This is a genomic window from Gemmatimonadaceae bacterium, assembly GCA_020846935.1.
GTDB lineage: Bacteria > Gemmatimonadota > Gemmatimonadetes > Gemmatimonadales > Gemmatimonadaceae > RBC101.
In genome coordinates, this window is sequence record JADLCY010000015.1 from 112975 (window position 1) to 134146 (window position 21172).

Sequence of the window (21172 nt, forward strand, 5' to 3'; positions counted from 1 at the left end):
GACGGCGAGGTGACGTCCGCCGCCCAAGCCGTTTCGGCGCGGGCAGCCGCCCGACGGCGAGGTGACCTCGGGCGCCGAATCCGTAGCAGAGCGGGTAAGCCGCTCGACGGTGAGGCGACAGTCGGGCGCCCGATCCGTAGCGGCGCCGGCAGCCCGCCTGACGCGGAGGTGACGGCCGGCCCCGCGATCCTACGGCGCGCGGTCGCGCCCGCCGGTGCCTGCGCCGGCCTTGGCGGCCCGGCGCGACCACTTCTTTCGGGCCTCCTGGATTGCCCGGGCGAGTTCCACGCGGAAGCGTCCCGGCGAATAGCTCCGTTGGACGAACTCTCGGGCGCGTTCTCCCATCGAGTGGGCGAGGTCCGCGTCATCCAGCAGGCGACGCGCGTATTCGCGCATGTCGAGGGGCGTGGTGGCGATGAAACCGGTGACTCCGTGCTCCACGATCGTGCTCGGGTGCTGGTTGGTCACCACCGGCAGCCCGGCGGCCATGGCCTCGAGCACGGCCATGTTGTAGCCGTCTTCGTAGCGCGGGTCGGCCGTGTGGACGAGAAACCGATGTGACGCCAGCATCCGCTTGAGGTGCTCCCAGTCGTCCGCGGCGCTCACGCCCGGCATGTCCGGATTGTGGCCAACAAGCCGGATCGGCATGTCGGCGAGGGCCGCCTCGTGGAAGTCCCAGGCGAGAAACACGCGCTTGGACGTGACGTGGTTGGCCACGCGAATGCCGGAGTCCACGTCGCCGATGTGCGGCGGGTACGCATCCACGTCGACGGAGTTGTGCACGACGGTGTGCGTGACGCCCCAGCTCTTGGCCTTCATGCGCGAGATGGCGATGGCGTGGCCACCCACCGACGCGAGGTAGGTGTTGAGCAGCGCGCGCATGTCGCGGGCATCGAACTCGGCGGCCTGCTGCTGCATGCGACCCTCGAGCGTCTCATGCAGCACCAGAAGCTTGGGTGCCGCAATGGCGCGCGTGTCGAGCAGATCCGTGATGTTGTGATTGATGACGCAGTCGTACGCCTGACCTGAGGCGATGGCTTCCTCGAGCGTCAGTGTGCGGGCGCCAGCCGGCAGCGGGCGCATGCGTGTGTCCCACGCCGAGGTGTAGCGGCCGGGAAGACCGATGACGATGTCCAGCTCGGCGTTGAGTACACCCAGCTGGTGCACCCATGCCTCATGACAGTTCAGGACGAGCAGCTTCACGGCGACAAGACGCGCGACGGACCCGTCTGGTATCGAAATCGGAGACTCCTCATGAATGCGGGGTACGAGGGAGATGTACGTCGATCCGGATCGTCCATTGAAGGGCCGTCACAGATCATGGTGGTGGCCCCACGCCCGGCGATTGCGCGAATCGCAGCGTCTGCGCCGTGACGTCGCGATCGACCGGGACGAACGTGCTCTGCCAGCGGAGCATGGCGACGGCGAGGGCCAGCCGATTTCGCGCGCGTTCGACTGTTCCCGGCGGCAGGACTCGATTAGCCTGCCCTCCAACCGCTCAGAGGTTTCTGTCGTGATCCAACGTTCGCTCCTGCTCCTCGCGCTCTCTGTCGCAGCCCCCGTCGTACCGGAGGTCGTGGGTCCGGATCCGATCGCCGCGCAGAGCACCAAGGCGAAGTCACCGCCGCGGAGTGGTGCGCGCCCGAAAGCGAAGACAGGCAACGGCTCGGGCACGGCGAACGCCAAGCCAGCTCGGCCAGCGCGTCCGGCGCCGGAGTGGCCCGTGAAGGGACCTGCACCGCTGCCCGGTAGCATCCTCCCGGCGCGGCGCATCGTGGCGTATTACGGAAACCCCCGTTCGACGCGCATGGGCATCCTGGGCGAGGTGCGCCCCGAAGAAATGCTCCGCCGCCTGGACCGTGAAGTAGCCGCATGGACCAAGGCGGATACCACGACGCCGGCCATCCCCGCGCTCCATCTGATCGCCGTGGTGGCGCAGGGGTCGCCTGGCGCCGACGGCATGTGGCGCGCCCGCATGGGCGATTCGCTGATCGCCGAGGTGGCGGAGTGGGCGCAGCGCCGGAACGCGCTCCTGTTCCTCGATATCCAGGTGGGCAAGAGCAACCTGCGGTCCGAACTCCCGCGCCTCGCCCACTGGTTCGCGAAGCCAAACGTGCACCTCGGCATCGACCCCGAGTTCTCCATGAAATCCGGGCACGCGCCGGGCAAGCGCATCGGGACCATGGACGCGAGCGACGTGAACTACGCGAGCGAGTTTCTGCAGGAACTGGTCACGAAGCACGACCTTCCGCCAAAGGTGCTCGTGGTCCATCGCTTCACGCGCGCCATGCTCACGAACTATCGAAACATCCGCCTCGATCCGCGGGTGCAGGTGGTGGTGCAGATGGACGGCTGGGGGAACGCGGAGCTCAAGCGTGGCAGCTACGTGAACTTCGTCTACAGCGAGCCGGTGCAGTTCACGGGCTTCAAGATTTTCTACAAGAACGACGTCCGGAAGAAGGGCTGGGTGCTGATGGGCCCCGCGGACGTGCTCGCCCTGAACCCGAAGCCACTCTACATCCAGTACCAGTAGCTCCGGGGGATTTCGGCGCGCGCAGGACCTGGCTCACCCGCGCCCGTTGGTGGCCGACTTTCCGGCGGCTCGGCGTCATCGGAGCGCGCCACCTCACTGGCGCCAGTGGTATGTCGCGCAGGTGATCGGAGGGCTGTCGGGTAATCCCTGAGGCGGTCGTGCGGAGTCCTGCTGCCGGGTTCGGGGATTCTCCCATGCTGGCGCAGGCCATTGGAAATGATCCTTGAGGTGCAGCCGGACGTCCGGGCCTGCAGAACCCCGAGATCGAGGATCACACTCCATGACATCGTCACGCCGAACCAGGTGGCATGCCTGCGCGCTGGCGGGGCTGCTCGTCGCCGCGGCTGCCTGCGGGCCCGCGCGACCCAACACTTCCATGGCCGGCGCGAGCGACGCCGCGAACCGCGTCTACGTCGCCCCGGGCGCGAAGGACGAGTTCTACGCCTTCATGTCCGGCGGCTTCTCCGGGCAGGTGAGCGTGTACGGCCTGCCCTCAGGTCGCCTGCTCAAGGTCATCCCCGTGTTCGCCCAGAACCCGGAGAACGGCTACGGCTACAACGTGGAGACCAAGGCGCTGCTGAACTCGTCGTTCGGCAACATTCCGTGGGACGATACGCACCACCCGTCGCTGTCGCAGACCGACGGCGCACATGACGGCCGCTGGCTGTTCATCAATGCGAACAACACGCCGCGCTTTGCCCGCATCGATCTCGCGACCTTCGAGACGGTCGAGACGATCGAGGTGCCGAACACCGGCGGCAACCATGGCGCGCCGTTCGTGACCGAGAACAGCGAATACCTCATCGGCGCGACGCGATTCTCGGTCCCGATTCCGCAGGCGGACGTCGCCATCAGCGACCGCGCCTCGAAGTTCAAGGGTACGATCTCCTTCGTGAAGGCGAATGAGGCGGGCAAGATGGACATCGCGTTCCAGCTGCTCGTCCCCGGCATCGACTACGATCTCGGTCGCCCCGGCAAGGGCCCATCGCACGGCTGGGCGTTCTTCACTTCGTACAACACCGAGCAGGCCTTCACCAAGCTCGAGGTGAACGCGTCGAAGAACGACTACGACTACATCGCCGCCGTGAACTGGAAGGCGCTGGAAGCGTGCGCGGCGGGTGGCAAGGCCAGGTCCTGGCCGGCGCGGTATGCGCACAACGTGATGAGCCACACGACGCACCAGGCGACCACCGAGTTCAAGACCGCGGTGAACGTGATCGACCCGAAGGACTGCGCGGGCAGCATCTACTACCTGCCGACGCCCAAGTCCCCGCACGGCGTGGACATCGATCCGACCGGTGAATACATCGTCGGCGGCGGCAAGCTGGCCACGGTGATCCCGGTCCACTCGTTCTCGAAGATGATGAAGGCCATCGAGGAGAAGGCCTTCGAGAAGGACGTGGAGGGCATCCCGGTGCTCGCCTACGCCAAGGTCATGGCCGGCGAGGTCCAGAACCCCGGGCTCGGCCCCCTGCATAACGAGTTCGACGACAAGGGCTGCGCCTACACCTCGGTCTTCATCTCGTCGGAGATCGTGAAGTGGTGCTTCAGCGACTTCAAGGTCGTCGATCGCGTCCCGACGTACTACTCGATCGGTCACCTCATGGTGCCTGGCGGCGACACAAAGAAGCCCTACGGCAAGTACGTGGTCGCCATGAACAAGATCACCAAGGATCGTTACCTCGGCACGGGTCCCGAACTGACCCAGGCCGGGCAGCTGTACGACATCAGCGGCGCCAAGATGAAGCTCCTGCTCGACTTCCCGCTGATCGGCGAGCCGCACTACGCGCAGGCGATCGACGCGAACCTGCTGAAGGACAAGGAGACCAAGTTCTTCACGCTGGCCGACAACGCGCACCCGTGGGCCACGAAGCGTGAACAGGACGCCGGGATCTCGCGCCAGGGCAAGACCGTGCACGTGAAAATGACCGCGATCCGCTCGCACTTCGCGCCGGACAACATCGAAGGCGTCCAGGTTGGTGATACGGTGCTCTTCCACGTCACGAACCTCGAACAGGACTGGGACGTGCCCCACGGCTTCGCGGCCATGGGCAACTGGAGCGACGCCGAGCTGCTGGTGATGCCCGGCCAGACCAGAACGTTGACGTGGATCCCGAAGTATCCGGGCGTCTACCCCTTCTACTGCACCGATTTCTGCAGTGCGCTGCACCAGGAGATGATGGGCTACGTCCGGGTCTCACCAGCCGGACGCGCGGTCGCCCTCCAGGCGAACGTGCCACGTCCCGCGGCGGCTCCACCCGCTGCCGGAAAACGCTAGCTCACCGCATGGGGGTGGTCCGAACGACCACCCCCGTGCACTCACCCGCTGGACCATGCTTCCCCTGCGTTCCCGGATCCTGCTCGCTGCCGCTGCCATCCTGATGGCCGGCATGTTTGTTTTCCCCATCTGGTCCGTGGCCCTGTCGGCACCGCAGTATCCTGAGGGCCTCGCGATGGACATCCGCATCAACACCATCACGGGCCGCACGCCGAACGACCTCGGCAACATCAACAACCTGAACCACTACATCGGCATGAAACGGATCGAGCCGGATACGATCCGCGAACTCCGACTGATGCCATACGTAGTCGCCGCACTGGCCGGCCTCGCGCTGCTCGCGGCCGCCACCGGACGACGCAGCTTGGCGTGGGTCTTTGCCGGTTGCCTGGCGGTGTTCGCCGTCGCCGGCCTGGCCGATTTCTGGTGGTGGACGTGGGACTACGGCCACAACCTCGACGTGGAGAATGCCATCATTCGTGTTCCCGGGATGTCGTATCAGCCGCCCCTCATCGGGACGAAGCAACTGCTGAACTTCACGGCCACGTCGTGGCCGGCGGCGGGCGGCCTGTTCGCCTTTGCCGCCGCGGGGCTCACGGGACTCGCTATCTGGTTCGCGCGCACCGACGCCTTGCGCCAGCGCCATGCGGCCGCGGCAGTTGCCGCGGTGACGGGCGCGGAACGAGTCGCCTGAGCGTGCACACCCCTCGGGCGGCCGGACTCGTCCTGCTCCTCGCCAGTGCCGCGCCCGTGGTCGCCCAGGAGGGCGCGGTGGTGCGCGTGGGCCCGGGCTCGCGCTACGCGCGCATCGGAGAGGCCGTTGCTGCCGCGCCGCACGGCGCCCGCATCGTCATCGGCGCGGCCACCTACCGCGAACCAATGATCGTGGTGCGTCGACCGATGACGCTCGTGGGTGAACCCGGCGCCCGCCTCGATGGCGAAGGCGCCCGAACCATTCTGCTCATCGAGGCCGACGACGTGACCGTCGAGGGTCTCACGTTCGTGAACACCGGCTCTTCGCAGGTCGATGAACGCGCCGGGATCCGCGCGCGCAATGCCAGGGCATGCACGATCCGCGGCAACCGCCTCGAGGCCACGGCCTTCGCGATCTCGCTCGAGCGCACGGTCGGCTGCCGGGTGTCCGACAACACGATCCGCGGCACGGGCGGCGGTCAGATGGAGACCGGCAACGGCATCCACGCCTGGTACAGCGACAGCCTCACGATCACCGGCAATGCCGTCAGCGGCCACCGCGACGGTATCTACTTCGAGTTTGTCACCGCGGGCCAGATCCACCGAAATGTCGCCGAGCGCAATGCGCGCTACGGGCTGCATTTCATGTTCTCCCACGACTGCACCTACGACACCAACACGTTCCGCGCCAACGGCAACGGGGTCGCCGTGATGTATTCGCACACGGTGACCATGACGGCCAACACCTTCGAGAAGAACATCGGGAGCGCCGCCTACGGGCTCCTCCTCAAGGACATCGACGAGTCACAGGTCCGGGGCAACCGCTTTCTCGGCAATTCGGTCGGACTCTACCTCGAGGATGCCGGTCGCAACCAGGTGATCGGCAATCGTTTCGCCGCGAACGGCTGGGGCCTCAAGGTGCTGGCCAGCGCCCAGGGCAACGTGTTCAGCGACAATGTTTTCGAGGGCAACGCCTTCGACGTGGGCACGAACAGCCGCTCCAACTACTCGACGTTCCGCGGCAACTACTGGGACCGCTACACGGGTTACGACCTGGATCGCGACGGCATCGGCGACGTCCCGTTCGCGCCGGTGCGCCTCTTCGCACTCGTCGTCGAGCAGAGCCCGGCCAGCCTCGTGCTGCTCCGCAGCATGCTGGTCGACCTTCTCGATCTCGCGGAGCGCGCCCTGCCGGCGATCGCGCCGGACGTGCGTGACGAAGCGCCCCGGACCCGCGCGCCGCAGGAGGCCGCGAGATGATCGAGGCCCGCAACCTGCACAAGTCGTTTGGCCGGCTGTCCGTGCTGCGCGGGGTCGACATCGACATTCCGCGCGGCGAGGTCACCGCGATCATCGGCCCCAACGCGTCCGGAAAGACCACGTTCAACAAGATGGTGCTCGGCCTCGTCCGGCCGGATGCCGGTGAACTGCGGCTCGACGGACGCCGCATCGAAGGCGACGCCGGATATCGGGCGCGCGTCGGCTACATGCCACAGGCGGCCCGCTACCCCGACAACCTGACCGCGGCGAACGTGTTCGCGATGCTGACCGATCTGCGCGGCGGACGCGTAGAGCGGGACGATGAACTGATCGACACCCTGGCGCTCGCGCCGGTGCTGCACGCGCCGATGCGCCACCTGTCGGGCGGGACGCGCCAGCGCATCAACGCGGCACTCGCGTTCCTGTTCTCGCCGGACGTACTGATCCTGGACGAACCCACCGCCGCGCTCGACCCGGTCTCCAGCTCAACACTCAAGGACAAGATCCGGCGCGTGCGCGACCAGGGCCGCACGGTCCTCGTGACTTCACATGTCCTGAGCGAGGTCGAGGAGCTGGCCGACCACGTCGTCTTCCTCCTCGACGGCGGCGTGCGCTTCAGCGGACGCCCGCGCGCGCTGATGGCCGAGGCCGGTGAACCGACGCTCGAACGCGCCGCCGCGCGGTTGATGCGCGACCACCGTCCCGTCATGCGCGTGGAGGCCCCATGACCATGATCCTGAGGATCGGCCGCTACGTGCTGATCGACGTGCTCCGCAATCGGTGGATCCTCGCGTACCTGGGCTTCTTTCTCCTCGCCACCGATCTGCTCCTCCGGCTCGCCGGCTCGGGTCCGCGCGCGCTGGTGAGCCTGCTCAATCTGGTGCTCCTCCTCGTACCGCTGGTCACGATCGTGTTCGGCACGATCTACTGGCACGGTGCCCGGGAGTTCAACACGCTGCTCCTGACGCAGCCGGTGGACCGCGGACGGCTCTTCCACGGGCTGTTCGCCGGGCTCGTCCTCCCGCTCTCCATGGCGTTCGTTGGCGGCGTGACGGTCCCGCTGCTGCTGCACCGCGCGATTGGCCCCGAGGCGGTGCCGTTGCTGGTGCTCATGCTCGTGGCCGGGGTCGCGCTGACCGCCGTGTTCGCGGCCATCGCGGTCCTCATCGGCGGCCTGGTCGAAGATCGCCTTCGAGGCCTTGCCGCTGCACTCGGCGTGTGGATCCTGCTCACCGTTGCTTACGACGCGGTCGTGCTCTGGATCGCGGTCGCGTGGCGTGATGCCGCGCTGGAAGGTCCGCTGCTCGCGCTGACCTTCCTCAACCCGGTTGACCTCGCGCGTGTGCTCCTCGTGTCGCGCCTCGATGTGGCTGCCCTGCTCGGTTACACCGGGGCGGTCTTCACCCGTGCCTTCGGCGGTGCCACTGGTGTGACACTCGCCGTCGCCGGCCTTGCGATGTGGGCGCTCGTCCCCGGGCTGCTGGCCCTGCGGGCGTTTCGACGTCGCGATTTCTGAAGTCTGAACTCACTACCCGTACTCGACACCATGACCACGAACCGACTGCTCACCATTGCCCTCGCCTCGATCACGCTCGCTGCCTGCGGAGGAGGTACGGAACAGGCCGCGGACACCGCCACGACGCCGGCGGCGGCGCCTGCCGCCACCGGCCAGACCCCTGATCCCGGCGGCACGATCATCCCGGTCGACATGATCACCGACGATCAGGGCAACAACCGGTTCGAGCCCGCGACGTTCGAGGCAAAGCGTGGAGACGTGATCCGGTTCAAGCTGGTGGTTGGCGTGCACAACGTGCACTTCCTGCCGGACTCAAACCCCGGCGTGCAGGGGCTGCCCCCGGCCGGCCAGATGCTCCAGGCCCCCGGTCAGGTGGAAGACGTGAAGGTCACGTGGGGCCCGGGCTCCTACTACTTCCAGTGCGACCCCCATGCGCTGCTCGGCATGGTCGGCCGCGTGACCGTGAAGTAACTGAGACGTGGAAGGGGAGCGGCGCACCGAGGCCGCCCCCCTTCCCTGTGATCCGGCCGGTGAATCCGGCCGGGACCGGCCCCCTGCATCTGCGTCGACGTGTCGATCACCGCAGTCCGCAAGATCACCACGTGCGACGACGTCTCACTGCCGGCGACGGCCGCGTTGTGGCCCGAGGTCCGATAGCCGGAGGTGACGCGGATCGGTCGGTTGGCAAACGCCGTTCCCGCAGTTGGCGATCGCGCCCGGTCGCGGACCTACGCCTCGCTGCCGCGAACGAGCAGCGAACAGCACGTCACACCACCCTCGGCTTTTGCGAGTTCCGAGGCGTCGACCGTGACAACCTCGATGCCGGCGGCACGCAACCGCTGATGCGTGCGTGGAAACGCGGTGGAGTGAATCACCCGGTCACCGATCAGCATCGCGTTCGCGGCGAACGGTTCGGTCGGGTCGACCTCGATGAGCGATACACCGCCGAATACCGAGGCGTCGACCCAGTCGCGATTCACGAGCAGATGACGGGGACCAACACGCGTCACCGCCGTCTTGAGGTGCAAGGCGCCGGCCACGCCGATTGAACGCACGACATAGCCCGCGCCCTCCACGCAGCGCGTGAGTTGGGAGATTCCCTCGGCGTTGGTTCGCGACGTGCGCCCGACCCAGAGCGTCCGGTCGACCACCAGAACATCACCCCCATCGAGCGTCGCAGGTGCTTCGAGCGCGGCGAGCCGTCGATACGGTCTCAACGCCTCCGCCATCGGCGGCACCTCGTCGCGCCTTGACGGTGCGCCGGGTCGTGTGAGGACGGCCAGATCATCGAGCACGATCGCGACGTCTTCGACAAACACCGAGTCCGGGCTCGCGCGCAGTTCGGGGAGCTGCACGACCGTACAACCGCAGGTGCGCAGCGCGTCCTCGTACTCCGCGTGTTGCGCCCGCGCACGCTCCACATCGATCGGCGTGCGCGAGATGTGCGTCAGTTGGCAGTCGACGATGCTCTGCGGCACTGGCCGCGTGAGCGCCACCCAGCCAGACACGCGTTCAGTCGTTGACGTGCGTGAGCCAGCCGTGCGCGTCAGGAATCTCGCCGGTCACCGTCTGCCGGAAGCGCTCCTGCAACGCGCGCGTCACGGGGCCCGGCTTCCCCGTCCCCACCGGCAGCTTGTCCACCGAGCGCACCGGCGTGATCTCGGCGGCCGTACCGCAGAAGAAGACCTCGTCGGCGAGGTAGAGCGACTCACGCGGCATGTCCTGCACGTTCACCTGCACCCCGACGTCGCCCGCGAGAGAGAGGACCGTGTCGCGGGTGATCCCCGGCAAGAGCGTGCCGTCGACCGGTGCGGTGAAGATGCGACCACCCTTCACCAGGAAGAGGTTTGCGCCCGACGCCTCGGACAGCAGACCGTCGGGGCCGAGCGAGATCCCCTCGGCGTAGCCGTCGGCCAGCGCCTGCATCTTCACGAGCATTCCCGAGAGGTAGTTGCCCGCGATCTTTGCCATCGTGGGGATCGTGTTCGGCGCGACGCGATTCCACGACGACACCTGCGCATCCACACCATCTTCGAGCGCACTGGCGCCGAGGTAGGCGCCCCATGGCCAGCACGGCAGGAAGACTTCGACCGGCGACGCGAAGGGCACCATCGACGACGCGCCGTATCCGCGGATGACCATGGGTCGGATGTAGCACGCGTCGAGCGCGTTCTTGCGCACGAGCGCGCGACAGGCGTCCACGAGTTCGTCCAGGGCATAGGGAGGGTCCATGCGGTAGACCCTACAGCTCCCGAGCAGCCGCTCGAGGTGCGCCTGCAGCCGGAAGATCGCCGGGCCCTTCGGCGTGGAGTAGCAGCGTATGCCCTCGAACACCGCGGAGCCGTACTGGACGGAGTGACTCAGGACGTGAATCGTGGCATCCGCCCAGCGGATGAAGGTGCCATCGCGCCAGATCCACTCGGTTGCGGTCAGTTGGGACATGTCAGGTTCCTATGGTGGGCACGGTGGCATCGGCGCCGACGATGGTGGTCCATTCGCGCACCGTCCATCGTTTGACCACGCCGTTCAGCACGAACGGGTCGGTGGCCGCAAAGCGCTTGGCGACCTCGGATGAATCGCCGCGGAAGACCAGGACGGAGCCGTCGGTGGGGTGCATGAGTGCGCCGGCCTGCACCAGCTCCCCGCGTGCATACGCGTCTCTTGCGTGCTGGAGATGCGCGGGCCGGAACGGCGCGCGCACCTCGGCGTATGAGTCGACGCCTTCGTAGGTGAGGATGTAGTACATAGCCGAGGAATCTAGGCGGCGGCGAGAATGCCCGCCCTGTGATCAGCGCGACCAGAGCGCGCGGATGTCAGGCCATCCCGTCGCCGCTTCCGGTCCGACCAACCGTTTCCCTGCATCCGGCGGGCCACGTGCCTGGCTCTTGACAAACGCGCCCCCCCCCCCGCGCATAGTGGCGACGGTTGATGGAACGCTTGCCGGGGTTCGTGCGCGATGAACCACGCCGGGGAGATGATGCCGACTGGCCATTGGGGCGCGGGACTGCGAGGGAGGGTCGCCATGGTGCGGAGGTCGATCGTCGCGTTTCTGGCGCTCATGGTGGCGCCGGGCGGGATTGCGGGGGCGCAGGATGTCGATCTTGCACCGAGCCTTGATCTGCGCGGCGTGGCCGGGCGCTTCGACCTGCTGGCTGGCAGCGTCATCGTGGCAGAGGGTAAGACGCGAATCGCGATCTCACAGGTCTCCGAACGCGGCGCCATCGCCCTGTACGACATCTCCGGTGCATTCATTGCCTTGCTCGGCAGACGTGGCAAGGGGCCCGGAGAGTTCCTGCAGCACGATGGGCTGGCTTTCGGGGACGGGGATTCCCTGTTCGTCCTCGACGGCCTGAACCTGCGCGCCACGGTGTTTGCTCCGGATGGCCGCCTCGCTCGAACCTTCCCCCTCGAAGCGCACGCGCTGAATCCGGCCCGCGTGGGGCATCAGTTCTTCGTAAGTGTGCCGAACGCATCGACAAAGGGACGGCAGGGGCTGGTGTTTCCGCTCCTCGTCAAAGGGGGCTTCGGGCCAAGCGTGCAGCCCGGGGACAACGACGGAGAGGAGGACTTTGATCGTATCCGTCTCCTTGCCGGCGCGGGCGACTCCGGCGTGGTGATCAGCAAGGTGTATGCATACCACGTCACGCTCGCTTCGTCCTCTGGACACCAGCTCGCTGAGGTACGGCCGCGCGTCGACTGGTTTCCTGCGGGTCGAGTGGCCATGCGAGAACCGCCATGGCTCGTGAGGCCCATGCCGATGATTCTTGGCGCACGCGTACTTGGGTCCGATCTGTTCGTCCTCATTCAGCGGGCGAAGGCGCGATGGAAGCCGTTGACGATGGGCGGGTCGCTCGTCAGCCCGAAGGGGCCCAACCTTGCACGCGAGAACTTCTTCGAGATCGTGCTGGAGAGGCGTTCGATCCCTGAGGGGAAGCTAAAGGCTCAGCAGATCCTGAGCCCCTTTGTCGTCGCCATGGCTGGCGCGGACAAACTCGTCAGCGTAGTGGATGCGCCAGATGGCACGAACATCGTACGGCTCTCGCGCATCAGACTAGCGACCAGGAACAACCCACCGAGGAGAGATTGACCATGCGACTGCCATCCCTCTTGGCCATGTCCCTCGTTGTCACGAGTTACGGCAACTCCGATGCGAGTGTCAGTGTCGCTCGCACCTCTCCTGTCGAACTCGGCGCCGCCATTCCAGTTGATGACTGCGCCGCGTGCTACAACGGGATCAATGTCACGTTTGCCTACTCCTTTCACGCACACTACGAATGCCCGGAACAGCCCGCCGGACAGATCATCATCTGTCTTTATGATGGCTACCGGTTTCAGCCCTGGGGCGGCCACCAGTACGGCACGGGCAACTGCAGCCAGCATACCGCGTGCTACCTGGTGCGTGGTGCAGAGCACCGTGGGAGAGAGGTCCTGGCCATGCTGAGTCGGGGTGAGGGAACCGTCGATGACCTGCGCGGCGCGTTTCGCATCGTCGATGTTCTCGCCCCGAAGCGCCCGCGTACGAGACTGTCCTGGCAACGTGCTCGCGGACATCACCCTGACCGCCCCGGCGGATGGGACCAGCCAGTAGGCCGTGGACGCGGGCAGCCAGCGAGCCCGGACTTGTGCGTGTGCTGACTCACCGGCCTGCGCCAGCCTATCGCCCCAGCCAGTAGCTCACCTTCACGAGGAACACGTTGCGCGCCGGATCGCGGAAGGCGCTCGACAAATCGCGTGACGCAGCAAGGTCGGCGACATCGCGAAAACCCTCGCGCTGCTGTTGCCACACGACGAACAGCGTGGAGCCCGGACGGTACTCCCACCGCAACACCGCGTTGCCGCGCAGCGATCGCACCAGGAAGTCCTGCTCGCCAAAGGAGAACGCGGGTGCGAGCCCGGAGCCATCGGGATCGACGCGCACCTGATCGCCGTTCGCGCCGGTGTGCCGCGTGATGGTGCCGCGATCCCGACCGTACACATCAAAGTCGAAGCGACCTGGCGTCCGAAACTCCTTGAAGCTCCGATAGCGACCCGATGCCACGAAGGGTTGGGCCCAGAGCTGCAAGGTCAGCATCGGACTGAACGTCCACTCGGCGCGCGTTTCAAGCGAAAACTCGCTCTGGTCGATGTCGCCAAAGACCCAGCGCGATCCATAGGTCGCCGAGGCGGGGTCGCGCACCACGGTCACGTACTGATCCACATCGAACTGGCGCACCAGCTGTGGGCGGAACTGGATGCGCGCGGCCGAGGACGGCCGGATCTCGACGCCGGCTTCCACCGTGTGCCGCCACTCCCGCGCGGCGTTGCCGTTGTACTCGTAGGCCGCCGAGCCCACCACCACGCGACGGTTGTCCGTCTCGGTGCCGACCCGCGCCTGGTACTCGGTCGGCTTTCGCGAGAGGGGCCCGCCACGCAGGAGCCGGTCGTCCCATGCTTCGGGCTGAATGAAGAGCCAGGTATTCAGCCCCCAAAAGGAGTTGAGCAGGCCGTTGGCGAGCACGGAGAGGCGCTTCTCGACGACATTGCCGTCGGCGTTGGCCGCTCCGGTGACGAAGGCCTGCATCTGGTAGTTGCGGAACACGGCACCTGGCCTGGTCTCCCGGAACTGGACGGCCGAAGACAGGGAACGGATATCGGCGCGGGTCTGGAACCCGAGGTCGTTGACCTCGAAGCCGGGACTGGTGTGCTCGTAGGTCAGGGAGCCCAGCCAGTGCTCGCCGGCGGTTCGCGCGAGCGAGAGCGTCCCGAAGATGCCATCGAGAGACGTCTTCGTGGTGTCCAGACGCAGCGCGCGTGAATCGGGACGCTGGAACGACCGGATGGGAGAGCGCTGGAGCGCGGTGATCACCGGGGCGTCAGCGGCCACACGGCTCCCCGCAAGGAACCCGCTCAGAGCCCACGTGCGCCGCCCCCACCGGTGCTCGAAGTCCGCACCGGAGACGACCGCGTCGCGCACGAAGAAGGAGGCAAGCGCGGGATCGTCGAGCGAGCGGCGGACGGCGGTCGCTACACCGCCAATGACGGTATTCCCCTGGCGGAAGTCCTGTCGCAGCCGCGTGACCAGGAAGCCCGTGCGTGGTTCCACCGGCGCCTTGCCGATGCCGCCACTCGGCAGCGTGAACCGTCCCTGCACCTCGCGCGTGAGCGCTCCCAGCGCGCCAACCGAGAGGCCGCCCGCCGTCTTGCCAGAGACCTTGGCCGCCGCGACGATGTCCGAGCGCGACGGCACGTCAGAATATGCCGCCCCCGTCGTCGCCAGCGATCGACGCGGCGCTCGACCTACACGTCGAGTGTAGAAGAAGTTGCTTGGGTTGTTGTCGTTGAACGTGACGCTCTGGCCAAAGCGAAAGATGTCGACGCCCTCGAGGAAGAACGGCCGCCGTTCGGGGAAGAAGACCTCGAACGCGGAGAGGTTCACGACGGCAGGATCCACCTCGACCTGTCCGAAGTCCGGAGTGACCGTGGCCGTGAGCGTGAGCCCGGCCGGGAGGCCGTAACGCACGTCGGCGCCGACGCGGACATCGGCCGCGGTGGCCTGGTAGAACGGGTTCGCTCGGTTGCCCGGAGCGCGTTCGACCTGCGAGGAGACGTACGGAAGCACCTCGAGCCGACGCGGCGACACCAGGGAGTCGAGCCCCACGAGGTCACCGTAGCGCGAAACGACACCGGGCTGCTGCGGCGGCATCGGTGACCAGAGATCGGCCTCGTTGTTCCGCGCGAACATGCGACCGAACTGGATGCCCCAGCGGGCCGTCGCGCCGTTCGACACCGAAAACCGGAGCTGCGACAGCGGGATGCGGACCTCGACACTCCATCCCGCGCTGTCGATGTGCGCGGCGCTTTCCCAGACCGCGTCCCAGAGGGGATCGTTCTCGTTGTCGTTGTACCGGAACTCATCGCGCTGGATCCCGCGTGGCGAGACCGCAAAGATGAACGACGTACGACGATCGAAGTACGAGTCGATGCCGATCCGGATCCAGTCGGAGTAGATGTCGACCGCATCGCGACGCGCCATTTGCTGTGCGATCGAGTCCGGCCGTGGGTCGGACATGCGGACCCCGATGTAGAGCGCCGCGCGGTCGTACAGGACGCGCGCCTCGGTGGGGTGTGTTCCCGGTGCGCCCGGATTCGGCGAGTTCTGCACGAAGTCCTTCGCCGCCTCGGCGCGCTCCCAGTCCGCTTCGTCGAGCCGACCGTCGATGCGGATGTCGCCCGAACGAAAGGCGGCCCGGAGCGTGGGGCGCGGTAGCGTGTCTGCCACCTGCGCAGCCGTGCCCAGTGGGGCAAACGCGATGCAGGCAGCAAGAAGGAGATGCAGGCGGAAAGACTCGACCATGGGCGCAGGGTTGGCGGGCGGCGGGAGTCTAGCGGCCGGACCGCGGCGGCAGAATCGCCCGAGACCACGCCTTACGGCGACCGAAGCCCCGCCCTGCCGTCAGCCGCCGCCATCTTGACTCCGCCGCGCCCGCGCGAGGACCACCGGCCCGAACCATGTTGCCTCCGCCGCGCCCACTCGAGGACCACCGTCCTGCATCACGCAAACCAAAAACGCCCCCGGGATTGCTCCCGGGAGGCGTTTCTCGGTTCCCCAGCACGAGGGCGAAAGGGAACGAAGCTATCAGTACATCAGCAATTGTTTCTCAATCCACCGATCCAATCCGTCCCCCTTCATCCCTCCACCCCTCAATCCAGCATCCGTATCCTGGAAGGCCTTTGCCTTACTGGACCGCGTTGATCATGTCGAAGATCGGCAGGTACATGGCTACAACCATACCACCGACGACGACGCCAAGGAAGACGATCATGACGGGCTCAAGCAGAGAAAGCAGCCCGGACACCGCGGCGTCGACTTCTTCGTCATAGAAGTCCGCGATCTTGGAAAGCATCTCATCGAGCCCACCGGTCTGTTCACCGACGGCGATCATCGAAATGACCATTGGCGGGAAGACCTGGGACTTCTGCAGCGGGGCCGCGATGGTATCACCTCCGGCGATCGACGCTCGCGAGGCCATGATGGCGTCCTGAATGACGCGATTGCCCGCGGTCTTCGCCGTGATCTCGAGACCGTCGAGGATGCTGACACCCGAGGAGATGAGTGTGCCGAGCGTGCGGGTGAAGCGCGAGACGGCAGACTTGCGGAGTACGTCACCAAGCACCGGAAGCCGGAGCATGATGCGATCGATCACGAGCCGACCGTTGGACGTGCCGTAGTAGCGCTTGAGCATGAACACGCCGCCACCTACGCCCGCGCCCACGGCCCACCAGTAGCCCTTGAGGAACCGTGAGAGGCCGATGACGATGCGGGTCGGCACCGGCAGGGCCAGGCCGACGCTTGCGAACATGCTCTCGAAGACCGGGATGACGAAGATGAGCAGCACCATGATCGCGATGGCCGCGACCGACATGATGACGCCCGGGTAGATCATCGCGCCCTTCACCTTGCGCACGAGGGCGTCGTTCTTTTCCATGAACGTCGCCAATCGGAGCAGGATGGTATCGAGGATACCGCCCGCCTCACCGGCCGCGACCATGTTCACGTAGAGTTCGCTGAACGCGTTGGGGTGCTTGGCCAGTGCGTCGGCGACGGTGTGACCCGACTCCACGTCGAAGACCACGGCCCGCGTGACGTCCTGCAACACCTTGTTCTCGGACTGCTTGGCCAGGATATCGAGGGCCTGAACGAGCGGCAGACCGGCGTTGATCATCGTCGAGAACTGACGGGTGAAGATGACGATGTCGCGCATCTTCACGCTGCCCTTCGTCTTCTTCGGCTTGGCGTCCTCGTCGACCTTGACCACGGAGAGGCGCTGGCGTCGCAGCTGCGCGACCACGTCCTCCTTTGATGCGGCTTCGATCGTCGCAGTTTTCAGTTCGCCGCTCTGCGACCTGGCGGTGTAGGTAAAGTTCGGCATTTCGGCTCCTGGCCCGTCGTGCTACCGGCGGCCGCCGGCCACGGCGGCCGTGCGCTGCGAAGTGGACTTGCTGCGATCTTCCCCCTCGTCGAGCGGCGCGCGCCCGATCATCCGGAGGAACTCGTTGGGGTCGCCGGAGGTGCGGAGGCACTCCTCCTCGACGACCTCGCGGGCGACGTACAGTTGGTACAACGCGTCGTTCAGGGTCTGCATCCCGAACTTCTTGCCGGACTGCATGAGCGAGTAGATCTGGTGGATCTTGTCGTCACGGATCAACGCGCGGATCGCGGCGGTGATCACCAGGATTTCAGCGGCCATGACGCGACCGCGGCCCCGGGCACGCGGCAGAAGCGTCTGCGTGACGATGCCCTCGAGCACGAACGCGAGCTGCGCGCGTACCTGCGACTGCTGATGGCTCGGGAACACGTCGATGATGCGGTTGATCGCTTCGGCCGACGAGTTGGTGTGCAGCGTCGCGAACACCAGGTGGCCGGTCTCGGCGATCGTCAGCGCCGCCTGGATGGTCTCCAGGTCGCGCATTTCGCCGATGAGGATGACGTCGGGATCTTCGCGCAGGGCGTACTTGAGCGCGTTGGCGAAGGTCCGGGTATCGGTGCCCACCTCGCGTTGGTTGACGATGCAGCTCTGGTGCCGGTGAATGAACTCGATCGGGTCTTCCACCGTGATGATGTGGCCTTTTCGCTCCCGGTTGATCTTGTCGATCATCGCGGCGAGCGTGGTGGACTTGCCGGAGCCCGTGGGACCGGTGACGAGGACGAGCCCGCGCGGCTTTTCGGCCATTCGGGCGATCACGCCGGGCAGACCGAGGTCGGCGAACGACCGGATGTTGAAGGGAATCTGCCGGATGACCATCGACACGCAGCCGCGCTGCTTGAAGCAGTTGCCGCGGAAGCGCGCGAGGTTCTGGATGCCGAACGAGAAGTCCAGCTCGTCGTCCATCTCGAAGCGCTTCTTCTGGTTCTCGGTGAGCACCGAGTAGGCCAGCTGCAGCGTGTCCTTTGGCGTGAGGACGTATTCGCCATTGGAGTTCACGATGTCACCGTCGACGCGCAGCTTGGCGCGCTCACCGGCGGTGATGTGCAGGTCAGACGCATCGCGCTCGATCATCTCCTCGAGCAGAGCGCGAAGATTGACGGCCGGCGCGGACGAGGGCTTGGTCATCGTGCGCGCCCGGACGCGTGAGCGAGTGAATGAACGGGTCTGGCCGCGACAAGCGGCTTCCCGGGCCACGATGGGTTCATGAGCTGCATGGTTCAGTCTCCTCCCAGGATCCTGCACGACCGCTGACCACTAAAGGACGTGCGCATACCGCGCCCGTCACGACGGTGACAAAGCACACACTCTCACACCCCTCCGGGCGGCTCCCTGCGCCACCACCCGTCGATACGCCGGAGCGGATCTCCCTCGCGTATTCATCCGTCCACGCGTCCATCCGCCCTAGACTGACGTCTCGCGGATCACCTGCTCCAGCGTGGTGACGCCCTTGAGCACCTTGAGCCAGCCGTCCATACGCAGCGTCAGCATGCCTTGCTCGATCGCCGCGTCCTTGACTTCCTGAGCGCCGACATTCATCAGGATCAGCTTTCGCAGTTCCGGCGTCATGAACATGACCTCATAGAGGCCCTGGCGACCCCGGAGCCCGGTGCCCGCGCACTCCTCGCAGCCGCGCCCCTTGAAGAACGGCAGGTCGCCGATGCGCGTGTCGAGCGACAGGTGCTCGAGGTGCGGCGCGGCCTCCGCCGTTGCCCGGGCCTTGGCGTCGACGACCGCGCGTTCGGTGAACCGCAGCTCGCGCAGCGTCGTGTCGACCGACACCTTCGCGCCCGCCAGCTCCGTTTCGTCCGGCGTGTACTTCTTCTTGCATCGCGGACAGATGCGACGCACGAGGCGTTGGGCGAGAATCAGGTTCAGCGCCGACGCGACGTTGAAGGGCTCGAGGCCCATGTCGAGCAGACGGGTCACTGTCTCCGGCGCCGAGTTCGTGTGGAGCGTCGAGAGCACCAGGTGGCCGGTGAGGGCCGCCTTGATCGCGATGCCACCGGTCTCGAGATCGCGGATCTCGCCGACCATGATGATGTTCGGATCCTGCCGCAGGAACGCCTTGAGCGCCGCGGCAAACGTCATTCCGATCTCGTTGCGAACCTGGACCTGGTTGATCCCGAAGAGGTTGTACTCGACGGGATCCTCCGCCGTCATGATGTTGACGTCGATGTTGTTGATCTTTGACAGCGCCGAATACAGCGTCGTCGTCTTGCCTGAACCCGTCGGCCCGGTCACCAGCACCATGCCATACGGGTTCATGATCGCTTCCATCAGCGACTGCTCGGCGGACGGCTCGATGCCGAACTTCTCGAGGTCGAGCGTCAGGTTCCCCTTGTCGAGGATCCGGAGCACGACCTTCTCGCCGAACAGCGTCGGCAGCGTGGAGACGCGGTAGTCGATGACCTTGTTGCCGATCTTCAGCTTGATGCGGCCGTCCTGCGGCACGCGACGCTCGGCGATGTTGAGCTGCGCCATGATCTTGAAGCGCGAGATGAGCGCCGCCTTGAGCTTGAGGGGCGGCTTCATCACTTCCTGCAGCGCCCCGTCGATGCGATAGCGAACGCGCAGCTCGTGCTCGAAACACTCGAAGTGGATGTCGGACGCGCCCCGTTTGACCGCGTCGGTCAGGATCGCGTTGATCAGCTTGACGACCGGCGCATCATCGACCGCCGCGGCCAGGGCGGCCGCGGAGACATCCTCTTCCTGCTCCTCGACGACCTCGACATCTCCTTCGAGATTGATGTCGTCGAGGAGCGACTTCATGTTCTGGTCGCCCTGGTCGTACTGCTTGTCGATGACGTTGCGGAGCGTGAACTCACCCGCCAGGACCGGAAAGATGTCGTAGCGGGTGATGAACTTGAGATCTTCCAGGATCCCGAGGTTCGTCGGATCCGCCACCGCCACCGTCAGCGTCCGGCCGTCGCGCTTGAGCGGCAGGACCAGATGCTTGATGGCCTGCTCGGCGGGCACGAGCTTGATGATGCGCGGGTCGACCTCGAACTTCGTGAGGTCGACCGCGGGCATCCGCGACCCGCGCGCCACGTATTTGGTGAGCTCGACCTCGGGGAGGAGCCCAAGCTTCACCAGGGCATAGGCGAAGCTCGTCGAACCCTGTTTGGCTTCCTGACGCGCCCGCTCGTACTGCTCCCTGGTGATCAGTCCATCCCGGAGCAGGGCATCCGCGAGCTTCTCTGGAGCTGCCACCGGTGGCGCTGCCATGTGCGAGTCGGAAGTCGGTGCGAGGACGGAGAAGGCGGCACGGGGCGACGCCGGCAAGGCTCGGCGTGCGCCGTTCAGGGACGTATGCGACACCGGGGACGCCGCAACGGGCGTCCCGGATGACACACGAGAGGGACGCATCGACCGACCGAAGGTCACGTGCGGGGCCAGCCGCGCCAGCAACCTCGGACCGAGCCCTTTCACCTCACCGAGCGCCTGAAGAGTTGCGTAGGGTCCGTGAGCCTGGCGGTGCTCCACGATGCGACGGGCGAGCGAGGGGCCGACGCCAGGCAGGGCAACCAGCTCGGGCACGCCCGCCATGTTGACGTCGACCCGCACCGTCGAGCGCTGATCGTCAGGCGCTGCCCGCGTCGCCGTGGGTGCGCGGACGCTCCCTGGGTCCAGCGCGCCGGCCGGAGTCCGCTCGCGCCGCGGTCCGGCGACAGAATCGGCTGGAGGCGTGCCCGCGACCTTCGCGCGCTTCCTGGACCTCTTTCGGTCATCCAGACGGGCGCTGTCGAGGCGAGCGCGGTGCTCGCGCAACTCGGGCGCTTCCGTTGCCTGTCGCCCTGCGTGATTGGACACGGCGCGGAAGCCGACGCCCAGGGCGAGCAGGAGTCCGAGCACGAGATGCAGGCGATCCACCTTCATGGGCATGCGACAAGCTCGCGCGGCCAAAGGCCGGTCGCGCCATCGATTCC

General features: G+C 66.4%; 18 protein-coding genes. 9 read left to right on the top strand and 9 right to left on the bottom strand.

Annotated elements, in window-relative coordinates:
• Positions 1 to 189 precede the first annotated feature (189 nt).
• Entirely contained in the window at positions 190 to 1203 is a 1014-nt protein-coding gene (locus IT361_18580) for a glycosyltransferase family 4 protein (GenBank protein MCC6319683.1), read from the bottom strand.
• 310 nt (positions 1204 to 1513) lie between these two features.
• Here IT361_18580 and IT361_18585 point away from each other — a divergent pair, with 310 nt between their 5' ends.
• From IT361_18585 to IT361_18615, 7 genes are all read left to right on the top strand, one after another.
• Complete coding sequence (locus tag IT361_18585) at positions 1514 to 2533, top strand: hypothetical protein (GenBank protein ID MCC6319684.1); 1020 nt, start codon at positions 1514 to 1516, stop codon at positions 2531 to 2533.
• Positions 2534 to 2813: 280 nt separating this feature from the next.
• Positions 2814 to 4811, top strand: a complete 1998-nt coding sequence (gene nosZ / locus IT361_18590) for a Sec-dependent nitrous-oxide reductase (GenBank protein ID MCC6319685.1) — start codon at positions 2814 to 2816, stop codon at positions 4809 to 4811.
• A 55-nt stretch (positions 4812 to 4866) separates the two neighbouring features.
• Complete coding sequence (locus IT361_18595; protein ID MCC6319686.1) at positions 4867 to 5505, top strand: hypothetical protein; 639 nt, start codon at positions 4867 to 4869, stop codon at positions 5503 to 5505.
• A 2-nt stretch (positions 5506 to 5507) separates the two neighbouring features.
• Positions 5508 to 6764: a nitrous oxide reductase family maturation protein NosD gene (locus IT361_18600; GenBank protein MCC6319687.1), complete on the top strand. Its 1257-nt coding sequence runs from the start codon at positions 5508 to 5510 to the stop codon at positions 6762 to 6764.
• Positions 6761 to 7492 carry an ABC transporter ATP-binding protein gene (locus IT361_18605; GenBank protein MCC6319688.1) on the top strand — a complete coding sequence of 244 codons (732 nt, stop codon included), beginning with the start codon at positions 6761 to 6763 and terminating at the stop codon, positions 7490 to 7492. The genes IT361_18600 and IT361_18605 overlap by 4 nt, the downstream gene beginning before the upstream one ends.
• Entirely contained in the window at positions 7489 to 8280 is a 792-nt protein-coding gene (locus tag IT361_18610; GenBank protein ID MCC6319689.1) for an ABC transporter permease subunit, read from the top strand. Before IT361_18605 ends, IT361_18610 begins: the two co-directional genes overlap by 4 nt.
• 30 nt (positions 8281 to 8310) lie before the next feature.
• The gene (locus tag IT361_18615) at positions 8311 to 8751 is read left to right on the top strand and encodes a hypothetical protein (GenBank protein ID MCC6319690.1); all 441 of its coding nucleotides are present in this window, start codon (positions 8311 to 8313) and stop codon (positions 8749 to 8751) included.
• Here IT361_18615 and IT361_18620 read toward each other — a convergent pair.
• From IT361_18620 to IT361_18635, 4 genes are read right to left on the bottom strand one after another with little or no spacing between them, the layout of a single operon-like run.
• Positions 8691 to 8954, bottom strand: a complete 264-nt coding sequence (locus tag IT361_18620) for a hypothetical protein (protein MCC6319691.1) — start codon at positions 8952 to 8954, stop codon at positions 8691 to 8693. The two genes, IT361_18615 and IT361_18620, sit on opposite strands and share 61 nt — an antisense overlap.
• 54 nt (positions 8955 to 9008) lie before the next feature.
• Entirely contained in the window at positions 9009 to 9788 is a 780-nt protein-coding gene (locus IT361_18625) for a dimethylargininase (GenBank protein MCC6319692.1), read from the bottom strand.
• A 4-nt stretch (positions 9789 to 9792) separates the two neighbouring features.
• Positions 9793 to 10722, bottom strand: a complete 930-nt coding sequence (locus IT361_18630) for a branched-chain amino acid transaminase (protein ID MCC6319693.1) — start codon at positions 10720 to 10722, stop codon at positions 9793 to 9795.
• A 1-nt stretch (position 10723) separates the two neighbouring features.
• Positions 10724 to 11026, bottom strand: a complete 303-nt coding sequence (locus tag IT361_18635) for a hypothetical protein (protein ID MCC6319694.1) — start codon at positions 11024 to 11026, stop codon at positions 10724 to 10726.
• 276 nt (positions 11027 to 11302) lie between these two features.
• On the opposite strand from IT361_18635, the gene IT361_18640 reads away from it, so the two are divergent.
• Both IT361_18640 and IT361_18645 read left to right on the top strand, forming a co-directional pair.
• Positions 11303 to 12367: a hypothetical protein gene (locus IT361_18640; GenBank protein MCC6319695.1), complete on the top strand. Its 1065-nt coding sequence runs from the start codon at positions 11303 to 11305 to the stop codon at positions 12365 to 12367.
• Between the two features lie 2 nt (positions 12368 to 12369).
• Positions 12370 to 12915, top strand: a complete 546-nt coding sequence (locus IT361_18645) for a hypothetical protein (protein ID MCC6319696.1) — start codon at positions 12370 to 12372, stop codon at positions 12913 to 12915.
• A 19-nt stretch (positions 12916 to 12934) separates the two neighbouring features.
• Here IT361_18645 and IT361_18650 read toward each other — a convergent pair whose 3' ends face one another.
• The 4 genes from IT361_18650 to tadA form a co-directional block, all read right to left on the bottom strand.
• Entirely contained in the window at positions 12935 to 15613 is a 2679-nt protein-coding gene (locus tag IT361_18650) for a carbohydrate binding family 9 domain-containing protein (protein MCC6319697.1), read from the bottom strand.
• Between the two features lie 382 nt (positions 15614 to 15995).
• Positions 15996 to 17189: a type II secretion system F family protein gene (locus IT361_18655; protein MCC6319698.1), complete on the bottom strand. Its 1194-nt coding sequence runs from the start codon at positions 17187 to 17189 to the stop codon at positions 15996 to 15998.
• 21 nt (positions 17190 to 17210) lie between these two features.
• A complete protein-coding gene (locus tag IT361_18660) occupies positions 17211 to 18371 on the bottom strand; it encodes a type IV pilus twitching motility protein PilT (GenBank protein ID MCC6319699.1) in 1161 nt (386 codons plus the stop codon).
• A 276-nt stretch (positions 18372 to 18647) separates the two neighbouring features.
• Entirely contained in the window at positions 18648 to 21128 is a 2481-nt protein-coding gene (gene tadA / locus IT361_18665; GenBank protein ID MCC6319700.1) for a Flp pilus assembly complex ATPase component TadA, read from the bottom strand.
• Positions 21129 to 21172: the final 44 nt, after the last annotated feature.

What these genes read in the sequence shown, in the direction of transcription:
- IT361_18640 (MCC6319695.1), top strand. Translation starts at nt 11,303, where the DNA reads ATGGTGCGGAGGTCGATCGTCGCGTTTCTGGCGCTCATGGTGGCGCCG.
- tadA (MCC6319700.1), bottom strand. Translation starts at nt 21,128, where the DNA reads ATGCCCATGAAGGTGGATCGCCTGCATCTCGTGCTCGGACTCCTGCTC.
- IT361_18660 (MCC6319699.1), bottom strand. Translation starts at nt 18,371, where the DNA reads ATGACCAAGCCCTCGTCCGCGCCGGCCGTCAATCTTCGCGCTCTGCTC.
- IT361_18615 (MCC6319690.1), top strand. Translation starts at nt 8,311, where the DNA reads ATGACCACGAACCGACTGCTCACCATTGCCCTCGCCTCGATCACGCTC.
- IT361_18605 (MCC6319688.1), top strand. Translation starts at nt 6,761, where the DNA reads ATGATCGAGGCCCGCAACCTGCACAAGTCGTTTGGCCGGCTGTCCGTG.
- nosZ (MCC6319685.1), top strand. Translation starts at nt 2,814, where the DNA reads ATGACATCGTCACGCCGAACCAGGTGGCATGCCTGCGCGCTGGCGGGG.
- IT361_18595 (MCC6319686.1), top strand. Translation starts at nt 4,867, where the DNA reads ATGCTTCCCCTGCGTTCCCGGATCCTGCTCGCTGCCGCTGCCATCCTG.
- IT361_18635 (MCC6319694.1), bottom strand. Translation starts at nt 11,026, where the DNA reads ATGTACTACATCCTCACCTACGAAGGCGTCGACTCATACGCCGAGGTG.
- IT361_18645 (MCC6319696.1), top strand. Translation starts at nt 12,370, where the DNA reads ATGCGACTGCCATCCCTCTTGGCCATGTCCCTCGTTGTCACGAGTTAC.
- IT361_18650 (MCC6319697.1), bottom strand. Translation starts at nt 15,613, where the DNA reads ATGGTCGAGTCTTTCCGCCTGCATCTCCTTCTTGCTGCCTGCATCGCG.
- IT361_18655 (MCC6319698.1), bottom strand. Translation starts at nt 17,189, where the DNA reads ATGCCGAACTTTACCTACACCGCCAGGTCGCAGAGCGGCGAACTGAAA.
- IT361_18630 (MCC6319693.1), bottom strand. Translation starts at nt 10,722, where the DNA reads ATGTCCCAACTGACCGCAACCGAGTGGATCTGGCGCGATGGCACCTTC.
- IT361_18610 (MCC6319689.1), top strand. Translation starts at nt 7,489, where the DNA reads ATGACCATGATCCTGAGGATCGGCCGCTACGTGCTGATCGACGTGCTC.